General features: G+C 43.6%; 9 protein-coding genes. 2 read left to right on the top strand and 7 right to left on the bottom strand.

Features of this window, described 5'->3' with window-relative positions; translation table 11 throughout:
- The first annotated feature begins 100 nt into the window (after positions 1–100).
- Positions 101–1,279, top strand: a complete 1,179-nt coding sequence (locus ACST13_RS06220) for a pyridoxal phosphate-dependent aminotransferase (RefSeq protein WP_459522353.1) — start codon at positions 101–103, stop codon at positions 1,277–1,279.
- Positions 1,266–2,123 carry a prephenate dehydrogenase gene (locus ACST13_RS06215; protein WP_459522352.1) on the top strand — a complete coding sequence of 286 codons (858 nt, stop codon included), beginning with the start codon at positions 1,266–1,268 and terminating at the stop codon, positions 2,121–2,123. The genes ACST13_RS06220 and ACST13_RS06215 overlap by 14 nt, the downstream gene beginning before the upstream one ends.
- A 36-nt stretch (positions 2,124–2,159) precedes the next feature.
- Here the strand turns inward: ACST13_RS06215 and ACST13_RS06210 are convergent, their stop codons facing one another.
- The 7 genes from ACST13_RS06210 to ACST13_RS06180 all read right to left on the bottom strand — a co-directional run bounded on the left by ACST13_RS06210 (position 2,160) and on the right by ACST13_RS06180 (position 14,308).
- Positions 2,160–4,106 (bottom strand): M1 family metallopeptidase, encoded by a 1,947-nt coding sequence (locus ACST13_RS06210; RefSeq protein WP_459522351.1) that lies wholly within the window; start codon positions 4,104–4,106, stop codon positions 2,160–2,162.
- 8 nt (positions 4,107–4,114) lie between these two features.
- Positions 4,115–5,902, bottom strand: a complete 1,788-nt coding sequence (locus ACST13_RS06205) for an acyl-CoA dehydrogenase (RefSeq protein WP_459522350.1) — start codon at positions 5,900–5,902, stop codon at positions 4,115–4,117.
- 64 nt (positions 5,903–5,966) lie between these two features.
- Positions 5,967–7,028 (bottom strand): DUF4249 domain-containing protein, encoded by a 1,062-nt coding sequence (locus tag ACST13_RS06200; protein ID WP_459522349.1) that lies wholly within the window; start codon positions 7,026–7,028, stop codon positions 5,967–5,969.
- Complete coding sequence (locus ACST13_RS06195) at positions 7,028–9,541, bottom strand: TonB-dependent receptor (RefSeq protein ID WP_459522348.1); 2,514 nt, start codon at positions 9,539–9,541, stop codon at positions 7,028–7,030. Before ACST13_RS06195 ends, ACST13_RS06200 begins: the two co-directional genes overlap by 1 nt.
- Positions 9,538–10,383, bottom strand: a complete 846-nt coding sequence (locus ACST13_RS06190) for an FG-GAP repeat domain-containing protein (protein WP_459522347.1) — start codon at positions 10,381–10,383, stop codon at positions 9,538–9,540. The genes ACST13_RS06195 and ACST13_RS06190 overlap by 4 nt, the downstream gene beginning before the upstream one ends.
- A 24-nt stretch (positions 10,384–10,407) precedes the next feature.
- Entirely contained in the window at positions 10,408–11,013 is a 606-nt protein-coding gene (locus ACST13_RS06185) for a hypothetical protein (protein WP_459522346.1), read from the bottom strand.
- Between the two features lies 1 nt (position 11,014).
- Entirely contained in the window at positions 11,015–14,308 is a 3,294-nt protein-coding gene (locus ACST13_RS06180) for a VCBS repeat-containing protein (protein ID WP_459522345.1), read from the bottom strand.
- Positions 14,309–14,312: the final 4 nt, after the last annotated feature.

Raw genomic sequence — 14,312 nt, 5'->3', positions numbered from 1 at the left:
CTAACAGGGTATTATTACGCAGGTTATTACAACGCTGCCTAATCGGTTATATAGTTTTTTGTCAAACCTATCAGCCGACTTTACGTCGGTTTTTTGTTTTATGAGATTACAAATCACAGCGGCGAGCCGCTTAAACAGCGTCGAGGAATACTATTTCTCTAAAAAATTAAAGCAGATTGCGGCTTTGAAGGAATCCGGCGTGCCCATTATTAATTTGGGTATCGGTTCTCCTGACTTAGCGCCGTCATCTGAGACCATCGCGGCTTTGACAGAAAGTGCGGCTAACCCTTCGCATCACGCGTACCAAGGTTACCAAGGTATTCCGGCATTACGCGAAGCATTCGCCTCATTTTACGCTCTTCATTACGGGGTGACCGTACATCCTGCCTCGGAGATTTTACCTTTGATCGGTTCTAAAGAAGGCATCATGCACATCGCTATGGCTTATTTAGAAAAAGGCGACGTTACTTTAATCCCGAATCCAGGTTATCCGACCTATTCAGCAGCCTGTTCATTAGCGGGTGCGACGGTGGAAAGCTATGAATTATCTGCTTCCAATGGTTGGTTGCCTGATTTAGTGGCCCTTGAAAAACGCGATTTATCTAAAGTGAAAATTATGTGGGTGAACTACCCGCACATGCCTACGGGAGCGCAAGCAACCGTAGAATTCTTCACTGAATTACGTGATTTTGCGATTCGCCATTCGATTTTATTAGTGAATGATAATCCATACAGCTTTATCTTGAACGAAAAGCCGATGAGCATGCTGTCGATTCCTGGGATGCAGGAGGTGGCTATCGAATTGAATTCCCTTTCGAAGTCCCATAATATGGCGGGATGGAGAATTGGGGCGGCATTTGGGAAAGCGGAGTTTCTTGCCCCTGTATTGAAATTCAAATCAAATATGGACTCGGGCATGTTCCTTCCCTTGCAGCAAGCAGCGGTGAAAGCGCTTTCTGCGGATAGCGCTTGGTTTGCGAATCAAAATCGCATTTATCGTTCTCGCCAGAAACTAGTTTTTGAACTATTAGATTTAATTAAGTGCGTGTATGATCCGGCACAGTCGGGGATGTTTGTTTGGGCCAAAATCCCAGCCGCATTCGCCTCCGGATACGCACTTTCAGACAAAATTTTAGACGAAAACGCGGTGTTCATTACACCGGGAGGAATCTTCGGGACACAAGGCGATGGCTATATCCGCATCTCGCTTTGCGCCCAAGAATCCGTTATCTCACAAGCGATTGATCGCATTAAAAACCATAGCAATGGCATCTCATAAAGTAGGTATTATCGGTATCGGATTAATCGGTGGTTCCATCGCACTCGGCTTACGCAAGTCGGGATGGGCTTCTGAAATCGTAGGAATCGATACGAATACCGAGCACCAGAAAAAGGCGCTATCCCTAAGACTCGTGGACCGCATCGCCACCTGGCAAGAGGCAATCGATCAAGTCGATGTATTTGTATGTGCCATTCCTGTAGATCTATTAGTGGCTTTAATTCCATCGGTTTTAGATGCGCTAAAACCAGGCCAAGTCATCATCGAAGTGGGTTCCACAAAAACCCCTGTTTTCGAGGCCTTACTAAACCACCCAAAACGCGCGCAATTCGTTTCTACCCACCCCATGGCCGGAACCGAATTCTCTGGCCCTGAGGCAGCCGTCCAAGGCTTATTCGTGGGAAAAAGAGGGGTGATTTGCGATAAGGAATTAAGTGATCCAGCTGCAGTTAGCTTAATCGAGGATTTATACCACCAGGGCTTAGAGATGAAACTGATCTACATGGGCTCGATCGAACACGACGTGCACACCGCCTATATTTCACATATCTCCCATATCTGTTCTTTCGCTTTAGCGAATACGGTATTAGAAAAAGAAAAAGACGAATCCCGCATTTTTGAATTAGCTTCAACGGGTTTTGAGTCGACAGTACGTTTGGCAAAATCATCCCCAGAAACCTGGAGCCAGATTTTCCACCAAAACCAAGAAAACGTCATCGACGTACTCGACGAGTATATCAACACCTTATTGAAATACAAAGGCCTGATGCTGTCTGGCAGTTATGAAAAGCTGAAGGAAGAATTAGGAAAGGCGAACGATATAGGCCGAATCCTGAAAGGATAAAAAAAAGACCCTCGCGATTTGCAAGGGTCTTTTTTCCTATCGGCCAGCGCGAATACTCATCGACTTCCACGTATTGTTTTTGGAATCCATATCGGGGAAAGAATGATCTGGATCAATCACCACCGATTTAATCGGTAGCTTCGTCGATGTGCGGAATGTCCAGCTGGATCCTCGTTGCCAAATCTCCACTGGGAACGTAAAGCGTTCCTTTTCACCACTCGTTAATTCTACTTCCACGACAGCTGGCATCGCCATCTTATCTAAGTTTTCAATCGTGATTACCGCCCCTTTCGTAGGATCCTGCTCTACATAATCCACCTCTTTCACGGATTGATCTAAGCGCCAAAGCTCATAGAACCAAGACTTCCAGAACCAACCTAAATCCTCCCCGGCTCCATCTTCCATCGAGCGGAAAAAGTCCATCGGAGTAGGGTGTTTGAAGGCCCATTTATTGATGTAATTCTTGAGAGCATAATCAAAACGATCAGCGCCTAAAATGTGCTCGCGCAAGATTCGTAAACCAAAACCTGGCTTATTATACGCTTCCCAGCCTAAATTACGCACTTGAATGACATCCGGAATCGACATAATCGGATCTGCCGTTTCACGGAACATCGATTTCGCGATCGCATGCATATCAAATTTACGGTTCTTGTATTCCCCCTTATTGAAGGCATCCGTCGAATAGAAATTGATAAACGTATTAAATCCTTCGTCCATCCAAGCAAATTTACGCTCATTACTACCTACAATCATAGGAAACCAGTTATGGCCAAATTCATGGTCCGTCACGCCCCATAAGGAAGCCGTTTTATCTCTATATCCACAGAAAATAATACCCGGATATTCCATCCCAGAAACGATACCCGCCACGTTCGTAGCTACTGGATACGTATACTCATATAACCAATTCGAATAATGTTCAATCGAGGCTTTCACGTATTCTGAAGAACGACCCCAAGCCTCTTTACCATCGGATTCTACTGGATAAACAGACACGGCCAACGACTTTTTACCGCTTGGTAAATTGATGCGGCAGGCATCTAGAATAAAGGCTTTGGACGAGGCAAAAGCCACATCACGCGCATTATTGCATTTAAACTTCCAAGTCAAACGCTCTTTCGCAGGACGAGAAGCTGGATCAGTCACTTCAGCTGCCGAACGAATCACCACCGTTGTTTCCGAATTTGCCGCAGCAGCCCATTTCTTCACTTGATCAGCCGTATAGACTTCGGTTGGATTCAATAATTCCCCCGAACCCACCACAATGTGAGAGGCAGGTGCATTAATCGAATACTCGAAATTTCCGTATTCTAAATAGAATTCTCCCGCTCCTAAATAAGGCAAGACATTCCATCCTTCGATGTCATCGTACACACAAACACGTGGGAACCATTGAGCTACCGTGTAGATCGCGCCATTTTTAGTTTGCTGTATACCCATTCTATCCGATGCATTCTCAGGAGAAGTAAAGGAATAAGCGATCTTGATTTTCGCGGTTCCTATTTTTTCTGCTAGAGGTGCCGCTAAACGAATCTGCATCCGGGTGTCTTCCACGATAAAATTCGCTGGCTTGCCATCAATCGTTACACTCTCAATTTTATAACCCCCATCGAAGGCTAAATTACCAAAACGTCCACCCGAAATGGGTGTTGTTTTGCCTCCACGAGACTGCGTGTTAAAGCTATTTTGGTCTAATTGAAGCCACAAAAAAGGCAATTTGTCAGGAGAATTATTCTTGTAAGTAATCTCTACATCGCCTGTGATTTTGTTCGCCACATCATCTAAGGAAACGGCAATCTTGTAATCAGCCGAATTCTGCCAGTAACCGGGACTAGGAACACCCGCCGCAGAACGTGCGGAGGAAACAGGTCCATAATTCCACAATGGATGGAATAGCTCATGAGCTGAATACTTGCTTTGGGCTAACGCGACGGATGATAATAACAACGCTAGACCTAGGAATACGTGTTTTTTAAACATAATACTTCTTATTTGTGATCAAAAATTGTCAAAATTTCTTCATCGAACAAACGCGTCGATAAACCTAAGGCTTTAGGCACCTCGTAGTGATAGAAGAACTTCATTGTGTGTATTTTATCTGTGTAGAAGGCTTTATCCTCTGAGCTTAAGCCACCTTTTGCTAGTGCCGCAGCAGCCACATGACCTTGCTTTAACCATTGCCAAGCTACGGTGATCAGGCCAAATAATTCCATATACAAAGTAGAGTCCGCTAAGAAAACTTCGATTTCGCCTTTCATCGCGAAGCCTAATTTATGCATCGTCACCTTCGTTAAATTAGCTAATTCCTTCTCAAGCATCGAAGCATATTTAGCTAGACTTTCGTGTCCTTTAGCCACCGCAATATCTGCGAAAACTAATTTTCCTAAAGTCTGTAAGGCCTCTCCATTGTTTGCCGGAATGCCACGACCTAATAAAGTCAAACCGTGAATACCTGTCGTACCCTCATAGATAGACATAATCCGCACATCGCGCGCCATCTGCTCTAAAGGGAAATCTTCTGTGTAGCCGTAACCACCCAAAACTTGCAAGCCCTGATTAACTGCGAGTGTTCCCATCTCCGCTGGATATGTTTTCGCCACGGTAGTCATCAAGTCAAGCATCATTTGGGCTTCTTTTTTAGCCTCGCCATCAAGGCTCTTCGCTAAATCATCCCACATAAAGCATTGGAATAAAAGACCCATGGATCCTTCTACAATGGCTTTTTGGAAGTATAACATACGTTGCACATCCGGGTGATTTTTAATCAAGGTAGGAGGCGTATGCGGATCTTTGTTCGTTAATAAACGACCTTGTGCACGCTCGTTTGCGTATTGCTTAGAAGCGTGGTAGGCAGCTGACGCAATGTATGCACCACCCATTCCTACGCCTAAACGCGCTTCGTTCATCATTTGGAACATATAAGACAAACCTCTGTTCGGTTCGCCCACTAAATAGCCGATGGAATTGCCTTTATCACCAAAAGAAAGGTGAAGGGCAGGCGTCGCTTTTTGGCCCATCTTATGGTAAACACCTAAAGAGATTACTTCGTTATTCACGAGTGCTCCGTTTTCAATGCGCTTCTTAGGAACAACGAAAAGGGATATCCCTTTTGTACCCGCCGGAGCTCCTTCTAAACGAGCTAAAACCAAGTGAATGATATTTTCTGAGAAGTGATTATCCCCTCCAGAAATAAATATTTTTTGTCCTTTAATGGCATAGGTTCCGTCCCCTAAATCCTTAGCAGAAGTAGACGCATCATTCAAGGAACTTCCTGCTTGTGGCTCTGTCAAACACATCGTGCCTGCCCACTTGCCGGCTAACATGTTCGGAACATACGTATCGGCTAATTCTTTCGAACCAAAAGAGGCAATCAGGTGTGCTGCCCCGTGTGATAATCCCGTAAACATCACGGCTGAATTATGTGCCGCACCGCGAATAAATTCGTGTGCCCCACCTATCATCGAAGGTACTTGCTGTCCTCCATGTTCTAAATCAAACGTACAGCCGATCATGCCCGATTCGCCCATTTCCTTCATATAAGGCTCAATTCCCGGGTGAACTTGTACGATTCCATCCACTAATTCAGCTGCTTTGCGATCTGAATCTACATAGATAGGACGTAAGTATTTCTCAGCAATGGCTTCCGCTGAGTCTAATACCATAGTAAACATGTCTGGGGTATAATCCGCGTAACGGGGATAATTACACAGAGAAGCTGTATCAAAAACCTCGTTTAAAATAAAGTCTAGGTTGCGACGGTCGTATTCTTTTGCCATGGTTATAACGTTTAGGTTACAACAAATTTGCAGAGAAAAAAACTATTATGCAAGCATACTAGTTTTATAATGGAGGCAAAGAATATCCGAGGTTATATTTGATAAATGACGCGTCTTTACAATTCCAAAGCGGGATGTCTTTTCTACGGATATTATTGAAGTCCACATAGAATCCTAATTTCTGATAAGCCGCTTCAGGAATCCCATTAAAACGATCTACCGTTAAGCGTTTCTGCGTTAAACCCCCTACCATAAAATAGCCTAAAACTTCTTGTGAAGGATTACTGATACATTTCAAATTTCCCACCACCTGAGCTGGAACCTTGTCAAAAATCCCTCCATTTAGCTTCCGCTGATCTTCTAATCTTTTCCAATAGGTATAGGTTTCTTTAGAGACAGAATATGCATCTAATTGCACCACCCAATTCGTAAAATCCTCGTAAGGAAGCTGACCTACATCAAGGGACAAATTCTTACCGCTTAACAGGAAATCATCTAAAAGATAGGGTTGCGTATTTTGAGGTGCCTGCCAGCATAAGCAATTACAAGGCGGCGTGGGTGCCGGTGGTGGTGGTGGCGTAGGGCAAGTCAATAAGAATTGACGGAAATCTTGGCGCTTCACAAAATAATAATCTTCTGTCGCCTTGGGATCTTTTATGCTGGCCTTCAATGGAAAGCGCATATCTTCTACCTTAGTCGCATCCTGAAAGGAATAGGAGAATTCAGCGAGTTCGGGAGCCGAATTTATGGTTTGGAAATTGGATTCGATTGTTTTGCCGTCCAAAAGCTTAATACGCAATTTGTATTTTTGACCCACCACTCCCTTAAATCCAACTGGGCTTAAGTAATAGCCTTTACTCTTCTCGTAAAATGCTGTTTCCTTACCACTTCCATCTACGATACGCACATTGGCATCTGTAATGGGTTGGCCAGAAAACTGGGTAATATCATAGGGGGAATAAGCACTAACATAATTCAAACGAACGTTATAGGGCCCATCTACATTTGAAATTTCGCCATAAACGACGATGGCCGAACTGACATTTTCTGTTTTAAAATCCTCAATCTCCGTCTCGCAAGAACTCAAAAGAAATAAGGCACAACAAAATAGGATTAGGTGTCTCATTAGAATTTGAAGTTATACGTGATGGATGGAATCGCGGCGCCTAAAACCGATAATTGGTAGGTTTTCGCTTGGTTGATTTCGCCGGTGGAAGAACGGAAGTATACAGAATACGCATTTTGACGACCCAATAAATTATAGATCGAGAAGTTCCAGCTTCCCTGCCAGCGCTTACCTGGTTTAGGATCAATCGTGATTCCTACGTCTAGACGGATGTAATCTGGAATACGTTCTGCATTACGTAAGGTGAAGGAAGCGGTTGAATAACCGTCAAGTAATTCTTTGATTTCCTTCGAAACCAGATAACTGTAAGTAGATCCATTATAGGTATACGTGGCTTGAGCCAAACCTGGTCTAGGGAAAATCCCTGTCTCCACGGCATAATCATACAGATCATTAAAGGAATAAATCTTATAACGTCCATTCGGGTAGGTAATCGGACGACCCGTGGTATAGGTGAAATTCGCATTAAAGGAGATGCGGTTAGTCCAGCGGTTATTCAATACAAATTTGAAGGTATGTGGCGTATCAAAATTAGCGGGGAATTGAATCCCAAAATTCGCTTCCTTCTGATTCTCATTTGCTTGAATCGTCCTAAATGTCCGTGCATAGGTATACGAAATCCAACCTGTCAATCGCTTTCCGCGGGATTTTTTCAGAAAGAATTCCGCCCCATAGGCCATCCCTTTCCCCACTAACAATTGCGTTTCAACCGTCGGATTCAAGTATAATTGTGCCCCGTCGACATAATCAACAACGTTGTTTAAGTTCTTATAGTACATCTCCACAGACGTTTCGAATACCGCATTGGACGCATTCGTGAAGTTTTTGAAGAAACCGATGGAATATTGATCCGCGACTTGAGGGGGAATTTGTTGATTCGAATTTTTCCAAATATCCGATGGCGAAACGGCCATCGTATTCGATAATAGATGGCGGAATTGTTGCATACGATTAAAGCCAATCTTTATCGAGAAGCTGGTATCAAGTTTAATGGCAAAAGATAAACGAGGCTCAAAACCCCCATAGCTAGCTACCACGTCATTCGAAGTTGCATTTAGGGTATCGGTTATCGTATTTATTTCTCTGGGGGTTCCTAACTTATACTGATAGAATTCACCAGGACCTAGTAATTGATAATAGGCGTAACGCAAACCATAATCTAGATTAAATTTCTTTCCTATAGGTACGCTATGCCCCATATAGGCTGCCATTTCTCGTGTATACTCCGTAGACATGGCGAATTTATCGATTTTAGAACTACTCGAATTAGGCACAAAGCTTCCCGCATCATTACTAAAGGCTGAAACTTCTGCTCCAAAATCCAAGCGACCTGATTTTCCGAGGTCCTTACTTAATTCTTCTTTAAGGGAGGTTTGAATGATGGATGGTTTCCAAAGGAATTCCAAGCCCTGTTTTTGGCCCTCAATACCATAGGTATAATCGCTGTAGAAGGCCGTGAAATTATGGGATAAATCCCCTTTTAATAGCGCATTATGCTTAAAACTTAAGGTCTTCGTATTCCAGGAGTACAGCGTATCCTGTGCAAATTTAAATCCATCATTACTCGCATATCCGGATAAAGAAATCCGCTGATTCTTCCCAAAACGATGCGTCAACTTAAAGTTCACATCATAAAAATCGGCCTTACTCTTCGCTAAACTCGGATTAGGGAAATACTTCATATAAAAATCTGAAATAGATCCACGCGCTCCTACGATTAACGACGTCTTTCCTTTCACAAGTGGACCATCCACTAAAATTCGAGATGAAATAGGGCCCACGCCACCCTGCATTGACCATTTATCAAAATCGCCTTCCTTCACCCGAACATCCAAAACCGATGAGGCGCGACCGCCGTACATCGATGGAATTCCGCCTTTATACAAGCTCAGGTCTTGCACCATGTCCGCATTAAATCCGGTAAAAAATCCAAATAGATGGGAGGTATTGAATAAGGGAACGCCGTCCAGTAGGACTAGGTTTTGGTCCACATTACCACCGCGCACATTAAATCCAGAGGCTCCTTCACCCACCGTAGAAACGCCGGGAAGCAATAAAATACTGCGAATGACATCGGCCTCCCCCATTAGGGTAGGGAGTTTTTTCAAGGTCTTCGAAGACATCTTCTCCACCCCCATCATCGCCCGATTCACGTTCGCATCTGCTTTTTCGGCGGTGATGACCACCTCGCCTAATAATTGTTCCGAGCGCTCTAGTTCGATGGTTGCTTGCGCATTTTTAGTCAGATCTAATCGAAAGGTCTTGTATTTATAGCCTAGACTCCGGGCGATTACCTGGTAGCTGCGAGCGGCAATTGTTACGGAAAATACCCCTAACGAATCCGTCGTTCCACCCTCGGATGAACCCGAGAAAAAGACGGAAGCTCCTTCGATGGGCGCTTTGTTTTCAACATCAATAATTTTTCCGGAGAAAACGACATAACCCTTGCGTTGGGCAAGCGTGATTGGGCCACAAAGCAGCAATAATAGAATTACCCTTAGGCCTTTTTTCATTTCGTTTTATTACGTAAAACTAGCAGTCCTTTTGCCTGCTTCCATTGAGGATCGAACCCTCCTTCTGGGAATTTAGCTACCGCATGGGATCCCAGCGCCACATCTAAATCTCCGTCACCATCTACATCTGCTATGTCCATGACAGACCAGCGGCCTAAATGCTGAATGGGTAAAGTCATCGGAACAAATGTTCCTTTTTTATTTTCAAAATACATCGCTCCTTCGCCCGGCCTTTTTGCTACGTCCGGGAATAGTGCGATCGAAATCAAGTCAGCATCGCCATCTCCGTCAAAGTCTGCGGGCATCACTTTCGTGGCACCGTTTTGGGAGAAGAAAGCTTTTTGTTTAAATTTCATGCCGCCCGTATTCTCAAAGATATAAACCCCATGGTAAGGCTTTAATACCGTGGTAAAATCTGCATTATCCCCGGCAGAATAAACAATATCAAGATCCTTATCTCCATCGATATCCGTCACATCAAAAGAAGACGATCCATAAATGGAGGGGAAACGAAGCAAGACTTTTTCCTTGAATTTCAATCCTCCCTCATTCACATACAATAAAATTCGCTCATCCCCTTGGGCAAAAAGGGCTAAAATATCGAGTTTACCATCACCTGTAAAATCACGGATAATGGATTTAGTAGCTCCAGTCTGTGGATTCAACACCTGTTTTTTATATACCCCTTTTTCGAGCTTCCAAACGGTCATCCCCCCCACCTTAAACCCAAATTCAGCACTGATTAATTCATCACCCCCTTCGCCGTCTAAGTTTGCCGAAACTAAACCAATGGGGCGATTCAATCCTTGCAATAATTTCTTACCGGTAGAGGCTTGACTCACAAAGCCATTCACATCCGGATTCGCCTAAGTCGTCGTTCCGATGAAAGTATACAAGATTTCAGACTCTAGTAATGTAATATCTGTTAGCGCATCTTGATCTTTTTTAGTTTCAAGCAATTTACCTGAAGCATCCCATTTCCAAATCACCCGGTTCGATTGATCCCCTGCCGTAATTTGTTGACGACGCGCATCAATTCGAACGGCCGTCATATTAGGCAAAGTGGTTCCTGGTAAAGTTGCGACATTCGGTTCTGCATCGAAAATAGTTTGCGCAGCTAATGGTGTGTAAGCCGGCATTTCTAAGGTCTTAGGCGCCTCCTCTAAATAATAGGCCTTGATTTTCTCCCAGTCTTCGTCCGGAATCATTTGTGAGCCAGGCCCTAAAATGGTATAATCTGAAAGTGGTTTCTCCAGCATCCCGATCTCCTTGTCCACGCCCATCATGATTCCCATGTAAGGAAGGGTGCTGTATTGCCACACATTTTTAGGTAACAAGGCGGGATCTGGAAGCAAATGGCAAGATGCGCAATAGGTTTTGGCTAACTCTTTCCCTTCCGCTGCTTTGTTCGAGCAACTGGGCAAGCCATAGGCTAGTACCGAAAAGAAGGCGATTGCCAGCAGTTTGCGCATCCTATAATTTCTTAAATACCTGCAATTTATCGTTGTTACGTGCAACCAGGTACAAAATTCCGGCCGTGGTCTTCACCTGCTTTATATCGCGAATATCTCCTTCTAACAATAATCCGGTGTCTGTTGGAATCAGCGTTTTAAACCCGCCTTTCCCATTTCCTTTCAGAATTAGGCCAAAGAAGGCGTCATAACGGGCCTGGTACATCGAAGCACCGTTAAAGTTTCCTCCTACGATCACGTCCAAGTTTCCATCTTTGTCCACGTCCTCTGTTCGCAAGACCATAATTTTAGAAACTTGAGCAAGTTCAGGAAGTGGCACCATTTTGAAGGTCTTATTTCCTTGATTTTCCAGGTACATAGATTCAAAGGTGTTCACCCGTTTTTCAACGGCTCCCTCTAATTCTTTATCTCCAAAAATCTCTTCCACCGTTTTGCCAGCGAATAAATTATAGGCCGTATATTTCTTATTGATGACACTTGGAATCTGTTTTCCCATCTCATCTTTACCGTTGATTGGGAACCAGTCATCTCCGCGGCTATAGGCAACGATGTGTTCTTTTGTATCGTTTTTATCAATGTCCTTAATCTGCATCCGTAATTGCCCACCTAGTTCTTTGCGCAATTTCGTATTCGTTCCTAGATTTCCTACGATAAAATCGATATCACCATCTTTGTCAAAATCCGCTGCCGTTATGCCCGACCAGAATCCCGTCTTCTCCTCTAAGCCATTCTCGATTAGTTTGAATTTACCTTTTGTATTCTCAAAGGTTTTGATCGGCATCCAATCACCCACCACCGTTAAGTCCTGATCTCCATCTTTATCTATATCTGCCCAAACCGCCTCCGTAAGCATCCCTGCCTCCCGTAATTCTGGCGCTAGAGCCACGGTCTTATCCGCAAAGTGACCTTTTCCATCATTCACTAATAAATAGGATCGCGGCGAAGCCCCATAGGAATAACCCACCACGCGACCACCCACGAACAAATCCATATCTCCATCGCGGTCAATGTCACAAGGACGAACCACCGATTTATTATCATACATTGGAGGAAGCGCGTTTAAAGATCGAGTGAAATTACCTTTCCCATCGTTTAGATACAGACGATCGAATTGCTCCGGCATTTTATCAAAAAATTCGTTTCCTCCAGTCACCACATAAAGATCTAAGTCCTTGTCGCCATCCGCATCAAAGAACAAGGCATCTACATCCTCATACAAGGAATCCGCCTGAAAGACAGGTTGATTAGAAACGACAAACCCTGCCCCTTTTTGAATTAATAATTGTCCTGCCTGGTATTTAGCCCCACTCAAATACACATCCTCTAAACCATCTCCATTCACATCGCCTACGGCGATTTTAGGCCCTTCGATAGACACCTTGAATGGAATTAATAATTCTCGATTGAAATCGAAATAGACATTCTCTTGGTGCTGGTATGGTACGGCAATTCCTGCCGTAACTTCCTCAAATAGAGGCTTCACAGGTACAGAGAACACATAATCTTTCACGTTAACCGTCGCATTTTTCTGCTCCATCGTCAGCGTTGTGTTGATGGTCGGATTTTTAACAATCTGCATTTTTTCATTCTCCCAAATCACCAGCATCTCCTCCACCTGTTGCAAATCACCTATTCCGAAAAGCAATATAGGCTCCACCGAACTCATGAATCCACGCGTCGGCATCATCTGCTGTAATTGCTGACCGTCCTTCGTTTTCAAGATGACCTTTGCCCCAATACCGAACGTATTTCCGCCATCGCCTTTGAACTTGACTTTGACGAAATTATGCTTCAACAATTGGCGGCTGTTGTTTTGGTATACACTCGCCTTCTCGTTCAAATTATTCGTTACTAAATCTAAGTCCCCATCGTTATCTAAATCCGCATAGGTCGAGCCGTTCGAAACGCCTTTATCCTCGAAACCCCATTTCACTGATTTGTCCTCAAAGCGCAAATCCTTTGCTCCTTTGAATATATAGTTATGTACACGACCATCCGGCATTAAATCGATTGCTTCTTGATCCAATTTCTCCGAAGTAGGCACACCGTAATGCAAGGAATCCCCGATAATGAATTTCAAGTAATCTAAGTCATTCGGGCGGCGCAAAATACCATTCGAGATAAAAATATCTTTGATTCCATCGCCATCATAATCATTCATCAAGGTCGACCAACTCCAATCTGTCGCGACAACTCCAGAAGAGGCGGCGATGTCGGAGAATTTTTCACCTCCCATATTCAACTGAAGGCAATTTCTCGAATATTGATTGAAATAACCGAACTGCAATTTGTACATATAAATGTCCAAAGGATCCTCGCCCACCGACGACTTTTCCACCTTCTCGTCATCCGGATACATATCCAACGTCATCACGTCTTGGAAGCCATCATTATTTATATCAGCCACGTCAGAACCCATCGAGAAACGACTCAAGTGCTTGAAGTGATCCCGAATTCCCTCTTTATACGTTCCGTCTTTTTGGTTGATATAATAATAGTCGTCTTCGTGGAAGTCATTACTCACGTAAATATCTGACCAGCCATCGTTATTAATATCCGCTACAGAGATGCCTAGCCCATATCCCATCGCCGCTTGGTAGATGCCGGATTCTTTAGAAATATCCACAAATTTCCCTTTATCATTTCGATACAAATAATCCCCCGCCTCGTTATCTTTTAGCGAACGCGTATTTACGCGATCGTACGACCGCGTGTTGTGCACGGCGTGATTTAATAAATAGCAATCTAAATCGCCATCTTTATCGTAATCGAAGAAAGCCGCCTGCGTAGAAAAACCTGTGAAATCCAAACCATACTCACTCGATTTTTCCGTAAAGGTGTTGTCCCCATTATTGATATACAATTCATTAGAACCTTCTAAACCTTTGTAATTTCCTACAGCACAAATGTACATATCCAAGAAGCCATCTGCATTGATATCAGCCATAGTAACCCCCGTTTTCCAATCGGAGAAACCTTCAATTCCCGCTTTCACTGAAATATCTTCGAATTCCATATTACCCTTATTGAGGTATAATTTGTTCTTGCCTTGGTTCGACACAAAAAACAAATCTACTAACCCATCATTATTAATATCGCCAGAAGAAACGCCTCCACCATTATAGAAATAGAGGTAATCTAGGATGTTGAAATCCTTGGTCTCCGTGATATTATTTGAAAAATCGATGTGCGTCTTTTCTGCATCTAATTTTTCAAAAAGCACCACATCATCACCTGAATTGCAGGCAAAGAGAGCAAGCGAAAAAAGAAAAAAGAATAAATAATTGTAACGCATTGTC

The sequence above is a fragment of the Aquirufa sp. A-Brett2-W8 genome, from assembly GCF_054558755.1.
This window is presented reverse-complemented; position numbering and strand designations above follow the sequence as displayed.